We start from the raw sequence: 17,557 nt of genomic DNA on the forward strand, positions 1-17,557 counted from the left end.
ACTCCGTATTAAGTAGCGTGTACTTGCCTTACAAGGTTATTAAATGTTTTCAGCGATAATTTCTTTGATTTTTGCATTATCCAGCAGGTTAGTCAGGCCAACGACTTTCGCGCTGTGTCCGGCTAATTGATCAGCAATATCTTTCGCGGCAATAATTAAATCGGCCTGTTCAGATTTCGCTGAGGTTAAATCGGTATGGCCCACTTCGGCTTCTTTACCCAATTCCGCCACAATCTTCTTCACGTTCATTTCAACAATGAAGCTGCTGCCTAAACCATTTCCACACACAATCAGCACTTTTTTCATAATAGGGTTCTCTGGTTATTTATTTTCAATGACAGCTTCAATCGCTGACAGGGTAGAAGCCGACAGCAACTGCTGCAGGCGGGATTCGTCGCTGAACACGTCGGCTAATGCGGTGATCATCTGAATATGATCGTCGCCAGACACCGCACACAGCATGATGACCACATAAACCGGATCGTTCTCATCGGCCTGAAAGCTCACGCCATTCTTCACATGCAGCAGCGACAGGCCGTTTTTGCGCGCGCCTTGTTCCGGGCGGGCATGTGGCATCGCCAGACCCGGCGCCAGCACGTAATACGGACCGAGCTCGGCATGCGAGGTGAAGATGGCATCGAGATAAGCCGGGCTGATGGCTCCCGCGGCCAGCAGCGGTTCGGCGGATAAACGCACCGCTTCCTGCCAGTCGCTAACCTGCTCTACGACACGAATATGTTGCGGTGTTAGCCATTGAGTGAGCATCAGTAATTCCTGTTTATTCGTCGATGGGGTGCAATGTAGGTTATTTTCTCAGCGGTTTTCTGTGATGATTGTCGCAAAAGTTAGCGCTAACACCGTTATTGTTAAAAAACGTGTTATCGCTAACATTTCCTAGCTGCGCGTTTGTCTTCGTTGCAAGCACCTGACATGCTCAGCATTCTGAAAAGATCGCGGGGTGAGGGATGCCCGAAACTGTGGTTTTTCACATGGCGCGTTAACAGATTTGGTTTTAAGCTGCGTCCTGGCAAAAAAGTAGCGAGTAATGCAGGAGATCGCATGACAGAAAAAAAGCGGCGCGGTACCGGCAAAAGTACTTTAGCCGATGTTGCCCGTTTGGTAGGTGTAAGCACCATGACAGCATCGCGTGCGTTGCGCATGCCGGAAAAAGTGTCGCCTGAAATTCGCGCTAAAATCGATGCGGCGGTGATTGAGCTCTCCTATGTGCCGAACGTGCAGGCGAGTAATCTCGCCTCGGCGACATCACGCCTGATCACCATGGTGGTGCCGTCGTTTGCCACGCCGGGCAGTGCAATTGTGTCGGAAGCGCTGCAGGAAGTGCTGCGGCCGCAGGGCTACAACATGATGCTGGCGGAAGCCAATCATTCGGCTGCGGAAGAGAGCGAATTGATTGAAATGCTGCTCTCCTATAATCCGGCGGCGATGGTGCATTTCAATTTCGATAACGCCGCCGAAGCGCATCGTCTGCTGAGCAATTCCGGATTGCCGGTGATGGATATTGGCGGTGTGCATCAGGACTCGGCGGGGATCAGCATTGGTGTCGATTACGCCAAAGCGATTCGCCAACTGGTGCAAAGCCTGGTCGAGCGCGGTTATCGCAATCTCGGTTTGTTGTGCACGCAAAGTAATAACACCATCTTCCGCCAGCTGCTGAATGGCTGGCACAGCGGCATGCTGGCGATGAATCAGGCGCCGCATCGCGTGGTGACATCGCCGAAAATGCCAACCTTTGCCGCCGGGCACAGCTTGCTGGCAGAAATTCGCCTAACCTGGCCAGAGCTGGATGTGCTGATTTGCACCAGCGATGAAGTGGCTTGCGGTGCCATCATGGCGTGCCATGCGGCGGGGATTGCGATTCCCAGCCAGTTGGCGATTGCCAGCATCGGCGGCGGCCCGCTAGCGGCGGTGTGTTCTCCGCCGCTGACCAGCATTGTGCTGCCGTATGAAGAGATGGGGCGCACGGCAGGTAAACGTCTGCTGGCGGCGCTCAAAGGCGATGAACCGCCAGCCATCAATGAACTGCCGGTGCAGCTTAAACTGCGCGCCAGCAGCCACAAGGTGTAGCCGTGCGTGCGCACCTTTTCCCAGATTCATCAAATCCTTATCAATTCTAAGGCATTGATAACCCTTTTACGGATCATGTTTTTAACTATAATGATCCGACTGCTTACGCGGCACGCCCAGTGAGGTGGTGCTGCAAAACACTAAAATGGAGAGGAAGAACATGAGTTATTCACTGCCATCCCTGCCGTATGCGTACGACGCACTGGAACCGCACTTCGACAAGCAGACGATGGAAATCCATCACTTTAAACACCACCAGGCCTACGTTAACAACGCTAACGCTGCGCTGGAAGGTACCGAATTCGCTAACCTGCCGGTAGAAGAACTGATCGCTAAACTGGATCAGCTGCCAGCAGACAAAAAAGGTCCACTGCGTAACAACGCAGGCGGCCACGCTAACCACAGCTTCTTCTGGAAAGGTCTGAAGCTGGGCACCTCGCTGCAGGGCGACCTGAAAGCCGCGATCGAAAAAGATTTCGGTAGCGTTGAAGCTTTCCAGGCTGAGTTTGAGAAAGCCGCTACCACTCGCTTCGGTTCAGGCTGGGCGTGGCTGGTGAAAAAAGGCGACAAACTGGCTGTGGTTTCAACCGCAAACCAGGACAGCCCACTGATGGGTGAAGCGGTCGCTGGCGTTTCAGGCACTCCGATCATCGGTCTGGACGTTTGGGAACATGCTTACTACCTGAAGTATCAGAACAAACGTCCTGATTACATCAAAGCATTCTGGAACGTTGTGAACTGGGACGAAGCTGCAGCGCGTTTCGCTGCTGCTAAGTAAGTTCGGGCTATAGCCGCAACATGAAACCGGTGATGATTTCACCGGTTTTTTTTCGTCTTTTTTAAACCCTTTCTAAACGACCTGAATATTCACGCGTACGATTATTGCGCGGCGAAAGCTTATTAACCTGCCGTTGATAATTTGGGGCATATAGTAGCGACAATTTGTCTCGCTAAGCCTAAATAATCATGTCTACTATCACAACTTCTGTGACGAATAATGATTCGTCAGCGCCGCTGTTTTTACCATTAATAAGCGGAAAGTTCAGGCCGAATAAATTATGGAATAGCGGAAGTTTTCGCGCGAAATTTGCCTTAAGGTCGCTAGTCTTTCCTGTGACGACCTTTAATTATCTGCACCAGTTAGCGAAATTGTCTGCGCTGCCGCAGCTATTGACCATGCAGGGTTTGCTGCCGGCAAAGCCACATCGTCCTTATCTGCGTGCGGGATTCAGCGTGGCGCAACGTGCGCAGGCGATCATCGATCACTACACGTTGATGGAGCAGTTAGATAATGCGGCACTGCGCCAGCTGTTGCAGAGTCCGGGCGATAATTTGCTGGCCACGTTGAGCGGCAAAAATGACGAGGCGTTTGTGATTCACTGCTGTCCGGGACGTTTTGACCGTGAAGGTGAAATTACCCTGGAACTGCATTATCAAACCCAGTTAATTGCTTCGCTCTCTTTCTCAATTATTGGCGAACAGAACAAACGCACCTTATTAATTGGTGGATTGCAGGGACCGCGTAAACATATTTCCAACGACGTGATTCGCGATGCCACCAAAGCGGCACACGGCGTATTCCCGAAACGTTTGCTGATGGAAGCGGTATTTAATCTGGCGCAGCAGTGTGGCGTTGAGGCGATCACCGCCGTTGGCGATACCACACACGTGTTCCGCAGCCTGCGCTACCGTCACAGTAAAGGCGATAAGTTCTTTGCCAGCTACAGCGAGTTTTGGTTGTCGTTGGGTGGCGTGGCGCGCGCTGATGAGCTGTTTGCGTTGCCGTTACGCGTGGAGCGTAAAGATCTGGAAGAGATTGCCAGCAAGAAGCGCGCCGAGTATCGCCGTCGCTATGCCTTGCTGGACAGTCTGAATGAACAAGTTCATCAGGCGGCTGGCATCCTACGCGACGTCTCACACGCCGCGTAAGTAAAGATTAGAACGGCTGCTTGGCGTAGCCGGTCATCACTTTCAGTCCCATCTCACGTCCGAGCGCGGTCATTGGGTGTACCACCACCAGGCCGCGCACGCTTTTCTTGAATGCGCCCATGTTGGCCTGTTCTTTTTTAGTGATTTCGCGGCTAAAGCCCAGCTTCTGCAGCTGTTGCGCTTCTTTACTCAGCTTCTCGGTGCGCACACTGCGCAGGCGCTCAATTTCCAGCTCCAGCTTCTCTTTTTCACGCAGCAGTTCACCGAGCTTTTCGGCATCGCCAGAGGCTAACAGCGGGGCTTCTTTGCGGTTGAGCGCATCGAGCTGATCGCTCAGCAGTTTAATCTCGGCTTTTTCTTGTTCTTTCATTGGGGGAAAACTCGTTAAGGAAAACAGGCAAAGGATACACAAATCTACGCAGTTTTGCAGCGTGGCGCGTATTCATGCTCGCCTGGTCGCCATGAATGGCGACCCTATAACGCCGGCTTTTTAAACACCTGCTTGTGCGAAATGCGTGAAATCAGCTCGGTGAGCGACAGCACCATGGTTGAACGCACCATCTGCAGATAGCGCTGCTGCTGCATTGAGCGCAGTTGCTCGTCGTCGCGGTTGAAATCCGGCTGCGGCGGCCAGGCGACTACGCAGTGCAATTCGCCAAACGGGCCGAGGATCTCATCGTCGGTAAAACGATAATCGCTGATGTCGTGATTCAGCTCTTCACGCAGCGCCAGCAGCAGTTCGCAATCTTCGTACTCATGGCGATTGATCACGCCCAGGCCGTAAATCAGCTTGAGGCGAACCGAGAGTTCGCCCAACGGACCATTACCCAGCAGCAGCGGCTCTACTGCGTATTTGACCGCGTAATCGTCCTTGCGAAACACTTGCAGCACCAGCAGGTTAACTGCTTCGGTCAGCAGCTCAACGGCGGCGATCAGGAAGCTTCTCACCGAACGACCGGCGTTCAGGCGCTCAAGCACCCGGTTTTCAAAAGCCTGCTTCTCTTCCATCATTGCCTGCATCGTTCAGCTACCGCCAGCGGGCACGCAAGCGCGCCCGAGTTAACCACTAAAGGGCGCGCATTATGCCATAGCGTTGTAAGCGCTCACCACTGAGGTGACTACTTCGCTATTGGCATCCAGGCCAGAAATTTCCGCCAGCGTGGCTTGCGGGCCTTTTTCTGCCAGCAGCGCAACCAGTTCCTGCGCCTGCGGATCGGCTTCGCTGCGATAATGCATGGCGGCAGCAATGCCCTGCACCAGATTGGTGTGCGGCAGGTTGTATTCAATGGTGCCCAGCGTTGGCTTGATCAGGCGATCGCCCGCGCTCAGTTTACGCAGCGGCTGACGACCTACGCGCTCAACGTCATCTTTCAGGTACGGATTTTCGAAGCGGGTGAGGATTTTCTGGATGTAAGCAGCATGCTTATCAGCTTCAAAGCCATAACGCTTGATCAGCACTGCGCCGCTTTCCTGCATCGCGCCTTGCACCACCGCACGCACTTTCTCGTCGAGAATCGCGTCACGAATAGTAGCGTGACCGGCCAGCTGACCGAGATACGCGGTGATGGCGTGACCGGTATTAAGGGTGAACAGCTTGCGCTCAACGAAGGCCATCAGGTTGTCGGTTAATTCCATGCCAGGAATGTTTGGCAATTCACCTTTGAACTGGGTTTTATCAACAATCCACTCGCTGAAGGTTTCCACGGTGACTTCCAGCGGATCGGTGGTGCCAGCTTCGGACGGCGGCACAATGCGATCTACAGCAGAATCAACGAAGCCAACATGCGCTTCAACCCACGCGTGATACTGCTCTGGCAGCGCTTTCAGCACGTGCTGTTTCAGCTGGCTGGTACCGCGCACCATGTTTTCACAGGCGATGATGTTGAGTGGACGGACGTTACCGCTGTCGCTGCGTTTAGCCAGACCTTTGGCGACGCCACCGGCGATGCGCTCCAGAATCTGCGGGCCAACCGCCGTGGTCACGATATCAACCTCAGCAATCAGCGCAACGATGTCATCGCTGGTGCTGTTGACGGCGCTGACGCCTGTTACGATTTCGACTTTTGCCTGCTCGCCAACCACATGAACCGGATACTCATGACGGGCGTTAAGGGCATCAAGTACCACCTGATTGACGTCAGCAAACACCAGCTCGATGCCGGCATCCGCCAGTAACTTACCGATAAAACCGCGACCAATGTTACCTGCTCCAAAATGTAACGCTTTCATAAATTTGACCCATATCAAATGACGAAAGGGCGGGCAAGTCCGCCCCGGAAATGTGGGACGGGCTTACCCGCCCCAGGGAAGGTAAAACGTGGTATTACGCTTTAACGGTGTTGCCTGAGAGCAGGTCCAACACGTCCTGCACGCTGGTGGTATTCGCCAGCTTCTCAATCACGCTGTCATCATCCAGCGCGTTGGTCAGGCTGGTAATCACCTGAATGTGCTCGTTATTGCGAGCGGCGATACCAATCACCAAACGCGCCACGTCTTCTGGCTCATCACCAAACTGCACGCCTGCCGGATACTGACAGAACACCACGCCGGTTTTCAGCACGCGGTCTTTCGCTTCTACGGTACCGTGTGGCACAGCAATGGATTCACCAAGGTAAGTTGGCGTCAGCTTTTCACGTTCCAGCATCGCTTCAACATATTCCGGCTGCACGTAGCCGCCTTTCACCAGCTGCTCACCCGCAAAGCGAATCGCCTGCTCTTTATGGGTGGCGCTCAGACCGAGGAACACGTTGTCTGCACCCAGTTTGAAGAGGTGCGCATTGCCTTCGTCGTAGCTGTCAGCCAGCGTGGTCTGCACGGTTTCGCGACGCGCTTCACTGCGGTTAGCGGCAACCAGACGTTCGGTCAGGTTGCTGTACAGTGCGCTATCGAGGAAGTTGTTCAGCGAAATATGCTGCGCTTGCGGTGCCTGACGCATCGCACGTTCGGTCAGATCGCGGTGGGTAATCACCAGATCGACGTCGCCCGGCAGCGAGTTAATCGCCGTGTTGGTGACGGAGATATTGCTCAGACCCGCGTCCTGCACTTTCTTACGCAGCACGCCTGCACCCATCGCACTTGAACCCATACCGGCGTCACAGGCTACGATGATTTTGCGTACGTGGTTCAGGTCAACGCTCATCGCGTCGCCAGCAACCGGTGAACCGGCAACGGCCTGACCTTTCGACTGCGCTTTCATATCCTGCATGCGCTGTGTCGCCGCTTCGATATCGTCATCTTCTTTCACTTTGCTGGTTTTCAGCAGGATTGAAGAGACCACGAAGGAGACGGCAAATGCAGCGATGATGGCCGCGATGTTCGCGAAGTAAGCGCCTTTTGGCGTCATCGCCAGCACGGCCAGGATGGAACCTGGAGAAGCCGGAGAAACCAGGCCGCCGTTCAGCAGCGTCAAGGTGAACACGCCAGTCATACCGCCAAGGATAACTGCCAGCAACAGACGCGGCGCCATCAGCACGTATGGGAAGTAAATTTCGTGGATACCACCAAGGAAGTGGATGATCGCTGCACCGCCTGCAGATTGTTTAGCGCTACCGCGACCAAACATCATGTAGGCAACCAGCACGCCCATACCCGGACCTGGGTTGGCTTCAATCAGGAAGAAGATTGATTTGCCGGCCTCGCTCGCCTGCTGGATACCCAGCGGAGAGAAGATACCGTGGTTGATGGCGTTATTGAGGAACAGGATTTTCGCCGGTTCAACAAAGATCGACGTCAGTGGCAGCAGGTTGTTCTGCACCATCAGATTCACGCCAGCGGCGAGAATGTGTGACAGGCCTTCAACCAGTGGACCGATTGCCAGGAACGCTAACAGCGCCAGCAGCATACCGATGATACCGGCCGAGAAGTTGTTAACCAGCATCTCGAAGCCGCTTTTGATCTTGCCATCAACGGCGCGGTCAAAGGACTTGATCGCCCAGCCGCCCAGCGGACCGGCAATCATGGAGCCGAGGAACATCGGCATATCGGCACCGACGATCACGCCCATGGTGGTAATTGCACCGACCACGCCACCGCGATCGCCGCCAACCAGACGTCCACCGGTGAAACCAATCAGCAGCGGCAGCAGGTAGGTGATCATTGGGCCGACGAGTTTCGCCAGCGTTTCGTTTGGAATCCATCCGGTTGGGATGAACAGCGCAGTGATGATACCCCATGCGATAAACGCACCGATGTTAGGCATCACCATATTACTCAGAAAGCGACCAAAGCTCTGAACCTTGACCTTTACTGATGAGGACATAAACCCACCCCTTATTGAGACGCGCTGCAATAAGAGAGCGCGTTTGTTTTTGTTTGAACGTTACGGCGGGGGCCGTGGCATTACTGTATGCACGCGGACTCTAGCACTAGTTTATTACGCTGCGTAGAGCAGCACCTAAGTGTGATGCAGATCACGCTAAGTTGGGGTGGTTGGGGTGCAATAAGGTGATGCCGATCACAAAAAGACGCTGTAAGAAAGCAACGATGCCGAAAAATTAAGCAAAACAAGATGATGAATGTGACTTAAGTCACCTTTTGCGCTGGGTGCTTTGTTGTGTAAATGTGATCAATGTCACAAACTATTTTTGGTCGAAAATGCGCCAGATCACAATATGCTGCAGCAGAAAAGTGAGCTGTAAGGAAGTGACGAAATTCTGAAAAGAGATAATAGACTTGTAGGGTCGCCATTGATGGCGACCACTAAAATATATCGGCTGTTATAACCCGCCTTGCACCGCATTTTGCGCTTGCGTCAGCGCCTGCGCATTGCTGGAGAGATTGCTCATCAGCGTGTTGTATTGCGTTGCCTGATCCTGGGTTGGGAACTGCACGCCGCCGTCGTTGAAGGTTACGCGTGTGCCTTGCGATTGCAGATAGTCGCCGGTTTGCACCGCCGCCTGGCTCAGCGCCTGCAGCTGTGGCAGCAACGGAATCAGCGTGCTGGCTGGCTGCGTTACCACTTTGATAAACGCGGCGTCGTAGACTTTCTTCAGATCATCCGGCTGTTTCAGCGTGGCTTTGCTGCTTTCCGCCTGCATTTTGGCGCTCTGAATCTGCTGGGTCAGCACGCTCAGATTACCGCTGGCCTGGCGCAGGCTATCGCGGCGCGTCAGGTAATCCTGCGGTACACGAATCGCCGCTAACTCATCAACCACCGGACGCATACCTTGCTCAATCGCCTGATTGGTCTGCTGCGAGAAACCATAAAGGATGGCGTAATCGCTGGCGTAGTTACCGAAGGTCTGCTTCTGGTTTTCACTCAGGCTTGGCAGATGCTCGCCGCTGCGCATCACTGTGTTCTGAAGGAAGTCACTGAAAGCTTTACGCTGATCGCCCTCTTTGTCGCCACAGGCCGTAAGTTGCAGCACGACCAAGGCACTGACCATCAGCATGCCGGTACGCATCCAGATGCGGGAAATTCCTGACGCCATGATTAACTCCTGTTATGGCAAATTCGATTCGATGGGAATGGTCCTAAAGGATAGTGCAATGGCCTGGCGGGTACAACGGGCGGCGTTTGCCTGGTGCGCATAAATGCGCACCCGACAAGGAAATGGCGGATTTGTAGGGTCACCATTTATGGTGTAATGCCGATCAGCTAAGCACAAAGCGACTTTCGTTCGCCTCTTGCAGAGGCAGTTGCAGCACCTTGGTGCGGCGACCGAGCAGAGGACGCCTGGCCGCGCCCTCTGCACTCCCGGGCCTTGCGCCAGCCCAACCCGCCGCTGCGCGGTACCTTCACTCATTCACGATTCCTGACGGACCGGTGTCGATTCGCTCCTGCTCAGCGCCACCTCTCGCCGCATCCATGCGGCTCGCCCTGGAATCCCTCGTTCGCTCAGCGGGTTCGGATGTCGCCTCAACACCCGCGCTGCAGCAACAATACATTTTCCTGGCTCACAATCGCTGCAAATCCCGTAGGGTCACCATTTATGGTGACCTTTTTTAAAACAGCAAATCAGAACACCAGCGCCTGCCCATCCTTACGGCTTTCAGTGGCGGCGATATAGAAGCCTTGCGGATCGCGCACAATCGCCTGCGCACCGCCGAAGTTATAGCCGAGCAGCGGATCTTCCAGCGTAATTTGATGCCCCATCTCGCGCAGCTTTGCCAGCACGTTACGGTCGATGCCCGGCTCAACCACCACCGCACGCCCTTGCTCAACGCGCCAGCGTGGTGCATCAATCGCCGCCTGCGGGTTTTGCTTGTGCTGCATGATGCGCAGCGCCATCTGCAAATGACCTTGTGCCTGCATCGGGCCGCCCATCACGCCAAACGACATCAGCGGCTGGCCGTCACCGTCGAGGGCAAACGCCGGAATGATGGTGTGGAACGGACGCTTGCCGCCAGCCACCACATTGGGATGCTGTGGATCGAGTGAGAAACCACAGCCACGGTTTTGCAGGCTGATGCCGGTGCCTGGCACCACTACGCCAGAACCGAAGCCCATGTAGTTTGACTGTATAAAGGAAACCATCATGCCGCTGGCATCGGCGGTGGAGAGATACACCGTGCCGCTCTGCTGCGGGGAACCAAAGGTAAAATCCCCGGCCCGATCGGGATTAATCAGCTGCGCGCGCTGTTTCAAATATTCATCGCTCAGCAGCAGTTCCGCCGGGAACTCGAGGTGATCGTAATCGCTGACGTAACGATCTAAATCGGCCAGCGCCAGCTTCATCGCTTCAATCGACAGATGCAGCCACGGCACCGAATCCGGTTCATAGCGGCCAATATCCCACTGTTCGAGAATGCCCAGCGAAATCAAGGTGGCGATGCCCTGACCGTTCGGCGGCAGTTCCTGCACCGATCCGCCCGCAAACGGGCGCGATAACAATTCCACCCAATCAGCGCGATGATTTTTCAGATCATCAAGGCTGAGCGCCGCGCCATGCTGCTGAGCAAACGCCACTATTTTTTCAGCCAGTTCGCCACGATAGAAGGCTTCACCACGCGTTTCGGCGATTTTTTGCAGCGTTTCGGCTTGCGCCGGATTGCGGAACAGTTCTCCAGCACGCGGCGGGCGACCCTCAGGTGCAAAGCACTCGACAAAACCAGGCTGATCTTTCAGCTTGTTGTAGGCGCGTTGCCATAGATGACCAATCAGCGGTGAAACCGGGAAACCGTCACGCGCGTATTCAATAGCCGGTTGCGCCAGCGTGGTAAGCGGCAGCGTGCCAAAGCGTTCGGCTAGCTCAACCCACGCCGAAACCGCGCCCGGCACGGTGACCGCTTCCCAGCCAATTTCCGGCATGGCATCGCGTCCGGCAAAGCGTTCCGGGTTCCATGCCGCAGGCGAGCGGCCCGAGGCATTCAAACCGTGCAGTTTTTTGCCATCCCAGATAATCGCAAAGGCATCACTGCCGAGGCCGTTGCCGCTGGGCTCCAGCACGGTTAACGCCATTGCACTGGCAATCGCCGCATCCACCGCATTGCCGCCCTGTTGCAGCATGCGCATTCCGGCCTGCGCCGCCAGCGGTTGTGAGGTAGCAACCGCGTTGCGTCCCATCATCGGTACGCGGTGTGAGGCATAGCTGACGTTAAAATCCAGTTCACTCATGATCGTTCCTTAGTGTGAGTCATCGCGTGGGTCGAGCGCGTCGCGCAAGCCGTCGCCCAGCAGGTTGAAGCCCTGCACGGTGAGAAAAATAGCCAGGCCGGGGAAAATTCAGATAGCGAAACGGCCAGAGGCAAAATGTTATGATCTCCTAATGAGGATCAAGAAATGTATTTAACGCTATCACCAGATTTTAAACAGGAAAACTAACTAATGAGAAATGATCCTGCTGCGAACTTACATTTCATCTGTTTGCGAATTTTAATATCAATGCAATAAATCCATGCGATTGCATTTGGCAAACGAGATATATTCTTAATTCATTGCATAGAACCTAAGTATGCTGGGTCTGAACTGGTCAAAGAGCCATATTCACTGTTTGGTATACAATAAATAGTTCTTAATATCCTTCCTTTGTTAATTACATTTAATAAAGTGGTTGAATTATGTCTTTCCGATATTTTATCAATAACTGAAATCAATTGATAACTATAGTTTCCATTTCTTATCTCTATAGAGCTGCTTAATCCACCACCATCAGGGTTTTCAAGGTCAAAGTTTACTTCCTTTCTGTCTTTTTTCACCACAATTTCAGGCTTTTCTTTTGTTTTTCCAAGCGTATATGTGATGGTTTTTTTGTCACTATAAAGTGCAATGTATTTATTGTTGTCTATAGAGCATTTGAAATTTAGTATACTTGCATAAGTACTAGTGCAAAATAATAATGCTATAAAACTATATATATGGAAAGCACTTATTCTAATGCTTTTCATTTTCTATTTCCTTTTTCACTTGCTGCTATAATAATTCAATTTAACAGAGGGGTTATTTCAACGGTTTCAAGAGATTTTAGTACGTAATTGGTAAAATCAACTTCTTTCCCGTCAAATAAGTATATCATTGACCCTGAGCCGCAAAACGCCTCGGTATTACTAAATAAACAGAAAGACAGTTTCTTCTTGATGTTACTTCTTTGTTCTTCCTTGGTTATATTATAGTCGATAATAGCATAGCCACTGGCATTGACAGATTCGATATTGTAAATCTTAATGGCTTTTAATTCGTTAATATTTTTTACACCATAAAGCCTCTGTGAGGCTATTATATCGTGCGTACTCATTTTTTTTATTTTATTTTTCCATATCTTATCTTTATTATCAAAATAGATTCTTTCTGGAAGAAGCATTCCAGCAACATATCCGTTACTCTTAGCCTCTTTCTCAATGGAACAAAACTGTAAAGTTATTCCCTGATATATTGGATTGTTAGTCTTGTTTTTTTGAGAGCGATAAATTTTTGGAGTAAAATCTTTCAATGTAATATTACCGCAGTCACTTCCCAGACTTGGTGAGTATCCTCTGTTAGCAGATAAATGTTTAACGATGTAAATATTCTCATTAAATTTATCTGGATTCGTTATTTCTGGCGTGATCGCACATAATGTAGTATTTGAGAAAAATAAAATCGTCATAAATACCAATGAGTTCTGCATTAATCTCTCCTTAATTGATTTGACCTAGTCAATCTAATAACTAGGCCTGCCAAAATATACTTCATGCACATGCCATGGATATTATTCTTAATCTTCAATCAAGACTCAAGAAATGCGCTTAAGCAAAGATCTGAATCAAAAGTAGTCAAAATATATAATAAGAGATGATTCCGCTGTTAACATTCATTGCATCCACTCAAAAAAGTTTAAGTTTTTTAAAATAACATTAAAATTCTATCCAAATGAATATAATAAGCGGGATTTATTCTTAATTCATTTTAGTGGCCCTAAGTATGCTGGGTCTGTACTAATCAGAGATCCATACTCACTGTTTGGAATGCAATAAATGGTTTTTAAAATTCGTCCTTTGCTAATTATGTTTAATAAAGTGGTTGAACCATGCTCTTCAGAAAGGTTATCAATTACTGAAATCAATTGATAATTATAGTCTCCGTTTTTTATCTCTATAGAGTTACTTAACCCACCACCATCAGGGTTTTCTAAGTCAAAGTTTACTTCCTTTCTGTCTTTTTTTATTATAATTTCAGGCTCTTCTTTTGCTTTTCCAAATGTATATGTTATGGTTTTTTCGTCACTATAAAGTGCAATATTTTTATTGTTATCAGTAGCACATTCGAAGTTTAGTGTGTTTGCATATGTATTAGTGCAAAATATGCATGTTAAAAAAATATTTGAAATAAAAAACTTATTTATCATTTCCATTGTTATCTTCTCAATTGTTCTGATTCGGGTTTTTCACACACGACATCTTGGACTTCGCTGGGGTATTTTTGTTCTGTCAGTACATATATGGCACTGCCATAGACACAGCAACGTGCATCAAAACCGTTTAAAGCTTGTGAATAAATTGTATTTATTCTATTTGGCAAATTTACTGCGGCACTGGCTTTCCAGAATGCTGGACTACGATAGTATATTTTTGTTCCGGCGTTGGTTCTTACGCTGCATCGTTCAAGATTATGAATAGCATCAGAATAGAAGGCCATTTTTCTCGAAATCCAGTAAAAGCCAGCGCTTTCGGCTGATTCATAATGTTCCTCACCGATATTGTCACGCCACGCTATGATGTTGGCAGTTAGATTATTCTCAGTGTCAGATAGATGGTTGTTAGAATACCTTTGATCACGCGACCCATACAATCTGCTATATTCGGCTGTCAGGACATTCTTAATATTCTCAGGGTATTGATATCCTCTGAAAGTGAAGTAGCTGAAGTAATTCGCAGGGTTTGTCAGCTGAAGAAGTCCACGCCCATACCATGGATAATACCAGATATTGTAGCTACGTATTATCCGTCGAGTTCCTGGTTCCCGTTCAGTATATCTGTATCCCTCTTTCATCGTTCTCAGCCAACCAGTTTCCTGAATAGCATTTCCTAAAAAGCAGGCTATACGAAGCGGCGTTGTGATCAGGTGCTTCTGCATCATTTTGTTCAAAATTGTACGAATACTTCCCGCTGTGCTCTGCTCATCATCCTGATAATTAATTGGCTCCCATCGAATCATGTTTAATACGTTCTTAGGGATAAGTTGCTTAAGCTCTCGCTTGCTTAACCAGCAGCATTTGCGAAAATGACTTATGAAACCCACAGGATGGAAATGCCAAAGCCTACCTGAACCGAGTGCACCGATATCAAAGCATAGCGCTGAAGCATGGTCTTTAATTCTGTTGTAATCATCTTCTGATAGAGCTGGTTCCTCATCACTACCTGCTTTCAGCCAGGAAAAACGCAGGTCAAAGGTTGCTGAATTCCATTCCAGCGGGAAGTGGCAAATCAGCTTACTGCGCAGATTGCTGAAACTTTCATTGTTCCGTAATTCTGTAATCAGGGGAGAATTACATTGGCTATTACTGTCCGCATCATCGTCAATCATTTGCCATCCCGTCCAGTGAGGGAAATCAGCATCACTGAATTTTTTTATTTCAGATGCAGCTAGATTTACTACACCCACTCCGCCGGGGTAGTTTATGGTTCGCCACAGTGGTGCATTGGAAGGTGTAAGAGTTTCATTGTCAGTATTAATGATACGGCCAAAGTGAAGTAGCTCAAATCCGGCAGATGGACTTTGTGGATACAGGCGCACAGATGTATTGTACAAATTATACTCATACTTTAATTCCATGCCTGGGGAATTATCGTTTGGATGAGCATCAGTATTTACCAACGGATCGCCAACCTCATCGTAATTAGCAAAGCTAGTTACATTTTTTCTACGAGTAATCATCGAGCAGTCGCCTTTTACAAAGCTCATGCTGACGTAAAGCGGCTCAGTACTGGTATGAACACTGCTAAGACGGGTGGCATCCGGCGAATTGTGTTCGGGCATTCTTTCATAAAACACAGTGCCTGCAGGCAAATAAAAGTGGATATCACCGTATAGGGTATCTGTTCGGCCATCACTGGTTATATCCAACTCCGTTGCGGTACGCCCAGTTAACTTCAGCATATTTGTGTCATCACAAAATATCTGGAAGTGGAAGGCGTTGGTATTATCTACCATGCCGGATTGACCTAATGGATCTTTACGCCAGACTTTGGCTCCAGTCGTAATCGCCGGGTCCAGTCTGTCCCTCAAGTGCATATAGAGGGAGTAATACACAATATTGCAATCTTCGCCAATTTCCGTCTCATGCTTCAGCAACACATAGCCGTCATCGGTTCTGCCATCGTAATTAAGCGGAAAGGCATCGCGCTTCTCAATAGTTGAAGGCTGACGGAACGAGACCACGACTCCATCTGCAATCGCACGAACATATTCAATTCGCTCATGGTGTTCATTATCGATTCGGTCAGTGTGAATAATGTGAATTCCCCATGCCATGATGCACTGGCATTAATAGGGAAATTCCGGCGGGCATCAATGGGCATCATGCTTTCAACCCATGCTGCGTCACTGGTTTCAGCGTTTCTTACACGAATAAATGGCGGGCTAATAATCATACTAACTCCTTGTATGTATAGCGCTTAAAAACCCTGCTTTGTATAGGTCTAATCGGTTTTTATCTTAATGTAAGCGAATAAAGGAAAGCAAAAAAAGCGTAACGCGCTGTGATGCATCGCCAGAAAACTGCAAATTCTTCCGCTTCACAGTGGTGCGCGCACGCTGCTTATCTGTGCAATGCCAGCCATGCGGCAACGCGCGATTAGTTAATAATTGATGTTTTTCAGCTGGATATAACCTTGGCATCCATTTTGTATGTGTATACGCAGATGCAGGAGCGATAGCGGGCAACCGACGTCGCCAGACAATTTGCAATGGGTCACTAGGGTTCCGGTCGAAAGATGCTGGTCCGAGAGTGACCGACCGTCCTCTGACGGTTACACGGCGGGAAAAAAGCCCGGGAGGAAAGCGAGAACGTTGCTCGCCGCCTCCTGCTTTTTTTTCGCCCGTTAACGTCAGAGGAACCATCATGATCAAAGCCTGCCTTCGCCTGCTGTTGCTTTGCACCATCACGCTGTTCAGCGTCAACACGCTGGCCGCCGACAAACCCTCCTTCAAGATTTGCTGGTCGATCTACGCGGGCTGGATGCCGTGGGATTACGCGCAGCAGAGCGGCATTGTCAAAAAATGGGCCGACAAATACGGCATCGATATCCAGTTTGTGCAGGTTAATGACTACATCGAGTCGGTGAACCAATACACCGCAGGTGGTTTTGCTGGTTGCACCATGACCAACATGGATGCGCTAACCATTCCCGCTACCGGCGGCGTAGATAGCACAGCGCTGATCGTCGGCGATTACTCCAACGGTAACGACGGTATTCTGCTGAAAGGCGCGGGCAACCTCTCGGCGCTGAAAGGCAAGCCGATCAATCTGGTCGAGCTCTCGGTTTCGCATTACCTGCTGGCGCGGGCGCTGGAGAAATCCGGCATGAGCGAGAAAGACGTCAAAGTGGTGAACACCGCCGATGCCGATTTGGTGGCGGCGTTTGGCACCGCCGACGTCAACGCTATCGTGACCTGGAATCCGCTGCTTGCCGAAGCGGAGAAGCAGCCGAACAGCCATCTGATTTTCTCTTCCGCTCAAATTCCGGGCGAAATCCTCGATCTGCTGGTGGTCAACAGTGCCACGCTGCAGAAGTATCCGCAGCTCGGCAAAGCGCTGACCGGCGCATGGTATGAAACGCTGAAAACCATGTCCGGCCCAACCGACAGCGCCAAAGCGGCACGCACACAAATGGCGCAGGCTTCCGGCACCGATCTGGCGGGCTTTGATCAGCAGCTGGCCGCTACGCATCTGTTTAGCGATGCCAAAACTACCCTCGATTTCGTCCAAAGCCCACAGCTCAAAGCCACCATGCAGATGGTCGCCGAGTTCTCATTCAAGCACGGCTTGCTGGGCGAGGGCGCGCCGAGCGCCGATGTGGTTGGCGTGGCAACGCCTGCGGGCAATTGGGGCGATGCGGGCAACCTCAAACTGCGCTTCACCGATGAGTACACCAAAATGGCCGCCGCCGGGCAGCTGTAAGCGAGGCG

15 protein-coding genes, 2 pseudogenes and 1 riboswitch are annotated in these 17,557 nt (G+C 50.6%); of the genes and pseudogenes, 4 read left to right on the forward strand and 13 right to left on the reverse strand.

What is annotated here, in order from left to right; all coding sequences use genetic code 11:
• Positions 1–39 precede the first annotated feature (39 nt).
• Both ACXIZX_RS19810 and ACXIZX_RS19815 read right to left on the reverse strand, forming a co-directional pair.
• Positions 40–306: a PTS sugar transporter subunit IIB gene (locus ACXIZX_RS19810; protein WP_008104674.1), complete on the reverse strand. Its 267-nt coding sequence runs from the start codon at positions 304–306 to the stop codon at positions 40–42.
• 15 nt (positions 307–321) lie between these two features.
• Positions 322–765 carry a PTS sugar transporter subunit IIA gene (locus ACXIZX_RS19815; protein WP_008104669.1) on the reverse strand — a complete coding sequence of 148 codons (444 nt, stop codon included), beginning with the start codon at positions 763–765 and terminating at the stop codon, positions 322–324.
• Between the two features lie 294 nt (positions 766–1,059).
• On the opposite strand from ACXIZX_RS19815, the gene ACXIZX_RS19820 reads away from it, so the two are divergent.
• From ACXIZX_RS19820 to ACXIZX_RS19830, 3 genes are all read left to right on the forward strand, one after another.
• Complete coding sequence (locus ACXIZX_RS19820) at positions 1,060–2,085, forward strand: LacI family DNA-binding transcriptional regulator (protein ID WP_061719315.1); 1,026 nt, start codon at positions 1,060–1,062, stop codon at positions 2,083–2,085.
• Positions 2,086–2,245: 160 nt separating this feature from the next.
• Positions 2,246–2,863: a superoxide dismutase [Mn] gene (sodA, locus tag ACXIZX_RS19825; RefSeq protein WP_479404789.1), complete on the forward strand. Its 618-nt coding sequence runs from the start codon at positions 2,246–2,248 to the stop codon at positions 2,861–2,863.
• 188 nt (positions 2,864–3,051) lie between these two features.
• On the forward strand, positions 3,052–4,014 hold the full coding sequence (locus ACXIZX_RS19830; RefSeq protein ID WP_479404790.1) for a VirK/YbjX family protein: 963 nt from the start codon (positions 3,052–3,054) through the stop codon (positions 4,012–4,014).
• Positions 4,015–4,021: 7 nt separating this feature from the next.
• On the opposite strand, the gene ACXIZX_RS19835 is transcribed toward ACXIZX_RS19830, so the two are convergent.
• The 11 genes and pseudogenes from ACXIZX_RS19835 to ACXIZX_RS19885 all read right to left on the reverse strand — a co-directional run bounded on the left by ACXIZX_RS19835 (position 4,022) and on the right by ACXIZX_RS19885 (position 16,020).
• Positions 4,022–4,384, reverse strand: coding sequence for a YibL family ribosome-associated protein (locus ACXIZX_RS19835; protein ID WP_008104662.1), 363 nt, complete (start codon positions 4,382–4,384; stop codon positions 4,022–4,024).
• A gap of 104 nt (positions 4,385–4,488) precedes the next feature.
• Entirely contained in the window at positions 4,489–5,034 is a 546-nt protein-coding gene (gene mtlR, locus ACXIZX_RS19840) for a mannitol operon repressor MtlR (RefSeq protein ID WP_175501725.1), read from the reverse strand.
• Positions 5,035–5,094: 60 nt separating this feature from the next.
• Positions 5,095–6,243 (reverse strand): mannitol-1-phosphate 5-dehydrogenase, encoded by a 1,149-nt coding sequence (gene mtlD / locus ACXIZX_RS19845; RefSeq protein WP_008104658.1) that lies wholly within the window; start codon positions 6,241–6,243, stop codon positions 5,095–5,097.
• Positions 6,244–6,337: 94 nt separating this feature from the next.
• On the reverse strand, positions 6,338–8,272 hold the full coding sequence (locus ACXIZX_RS19850; protein ID WP_008104656.1) for a PTS mannitol transporter subunit IICBA: 1,935 nt from the start codon (positions 8,270–8,272) through the stop codon (positions 6,338–6,340).
• Positions 8,273–8,729: 457 nt separating this feature from the next.
• Positions 8,730–9,443, reverse strand: a complete 714-nt coding sequence (locus tag ACXIZX_RS19855; RefSeq protein ID WP_179452866.1) for a DUF3053 domain-containing protein — start codon at positions 9,441–9,443, stop codon at positions 8,730–8,732.
• Positions 9,444–9,970: 527 nt separating this feature from the next.
• Positions 9,971–11,569, reverse strand: a complete 1,599-nt coding sequence (locus ACXIZX_RS19860; protein ID WP_479404791.1) for a gamma-glutamyltransferase family protein — start codon at positions 11,567–11,569, stop codon at positions 9,971–9,973.
• A gap of 9 nt (positions 11,570–11,578) precedes the next feature.
• Positions 11,579–11,677 (reverse strand): annotated as a pseudogene (locus tag ACXIZX_RS19865) (ABC transporter permease); the annotation flags it as partial.
• 209 nt (positions 11,678–11,886) lie between these two features.
• Positions 11,887–12,339 carry a hypothetical protein gene (locus ACXIZX_RS19870; protein WP_479404792.1) on the reverse strand — a complete coding sequence of 151 codons (453 nt, stop codon included), beginning with the start codon at positions 12,337–12,339 and terminating at the stop codon, positions 11,887–11,889.
• Between the two features lie 35 nt (positions 12,340–12,374).
• Entirely contained in the window at positions 12,375–13,058 is a 684-nt protein-coding gene (locus ACXIZX_RS19875) for a hypothetical protein (protein ID WP_479404793.1), read from the reverse strand.
• Positions 13,059–13,331: 273 nt separating this feature from the next.
• Positions 13,332–13,781, reverse strand: coding sequence for a hypothetical protein (locus tag ACXIZX_RS19880; RefSeq protein ID WP_179452862.1), 450 nt, complete (start codon positions 13,779–13,781; stop codon positions 13,332–13,334).
• A gap of 2 nt (positions 13,782–13,783) precedes the next feature.
• Positions 13,784–16,020, reverse strand: a pseudogene (locus ACXIZX_RS19885) (M23 family metallopeptidase).
• Between the two features lie 312 nt (positions 16,021–16,332).
• Positions 16,333–16,427: riboswitch (guanidine-I (ykkC/yxkD leader) on the forward strand.
• Between the two features lie 63 nt (positions 16,428–16,490).
• On the opposite strand from ACXIZX_RS19885, the gene ACXIZX_RS19890 reads away from it, so the two are divergent.
• Positions 16,491–17,549, forward strand: coding sequence for a putative urea ABC transporter substrate-binding protein (locus tag ACXIZX_RS19890; protein ID WP_061719325.1), 1,059 nt, complete (start codon positions 16,491–16,493; stop codon positions 17,547–17,549).
• Positions 17,550–17,557: the final 8 nt, after the last annotated feature.

The sequence above is a fragment of the Candidatus Pantoea symbiotica genome (genome assembly GCF_056491525.1).

What these genes read in the sequence shown, in the direction of transcription:
- ACXIZX_RS19810 (WP_008104674.1), bottom strand. Translation starts at nt 306, where the DNA reads ATGAAAAAAGTGCTGATTGTGTGTGGAAATGGTTTAGGCAGCAGCTTC.
- ACXIZX_RS19815 (WP_008104669.1), bottom strand. Translation starts at nt 765, where the DNA reads ATGCTCACTCAATGGCTAACACCGCAACATATTCGTGTCGTAGAGCAG.
- ACXIZX_RS19820 (WP_061719315.1), top strand. Translation starts at nt 1,060, where the DNA reads ATGACAGAAAAAAAGCGGCGCGGTACCGGCAAAAGTACTTTAGCCGAT.
- sodA (WP_479404789.1), top strand. Translation starts at nt 2,246, where the DNA reads ATGAGTTATTCACTGCCATCCCTGCCGTATGCGTACGACGCACTGGAA.
- ACXIZX_RS19830 (WP_479404790.1), top strand. Translation starts at nt 3,052, where the DNA reads ATGTCTACTATCACAACTTCTGTGACGAATAATGATTCGTCAGCGCCG.
- ACXIZX_RS19835 (WP_008104662.1), bottom strand. Translation starts at nt 4,384, where the DNA reads ATGAAAGAACAAGAAAAAGCCGAGATTAAACTGCTGAGCGATCAGCTC.
- mtlR (WP_175501725.1), bottom strand. Translation starts at nt 5,034, where the DNA reads ATGCAGGCAATGATGGAAGAGAAGCAGGCTTTTGAAAACCGGGTGCTT.
- mtlD (WP_008104658.1), bottom strand. Translation starts at nt 6,243, where the DNA reads ATGAAAGCGTTACATTTTGGAGCAGGTAACATTGGTCGCGGTTTTATC.
- ACXIZX_RS19850 (WP_008104656.1), bottom strand. Translation starts at nt 8,272, where the DNA reads ATGTCCTCATCAGTAAAGGTCAAGGTTCAGAGCTTTGGTCGCTTTCTG.
- ACXIZX_RS19855 (WP_179452866.1), bottom strand. Translation starts at nt 9,443, where the DNA reads ATGGCGTCAGGAATTTCCCGCATCTGGATGCGTACCGGCATGCTGATG.
- ACXIZX_RS19860 (WP_479404791.1), bottom strand. Translation starts at nt 11,569, where the DNA reads ATGAGTGAACTGGATTTTAACGTCAGCTATGCCTCACACCGCGTACCG.
- ACXIZX_RS19870 (WP_479404792.1), bottom strand. Translation starts at nt 12,339, where the DNA reads ATGAAAAGCATTAGAATAAGTGCTTTCCATATATATAGTTTTATAGCA.
- ACXIZX_RS19875 (WP_479404793.1), bottom strand. Translation starts at nt 13,058, where the DNA reads ATGCAGAACTCATTGGTATTTATGACGATTTTATTTTTCTCAAATACT.
- ACXIZX_RS19880 (WP_179452862.1), bottom strand. Translation starts at nt 13,781, where the DNA reads ATGGAAATGATAAATAAGTTTTTTATTTCAAATATTTTTTTAACATGC.
- ACXIZX_RS19890 (WP_061719325.1), top strand. Translation starts at nt 16,491, where the DNA reads ATGATCAAAGCCTGCCTTCGCCTGCTGTTGCTTTGCACCATCACGCTG.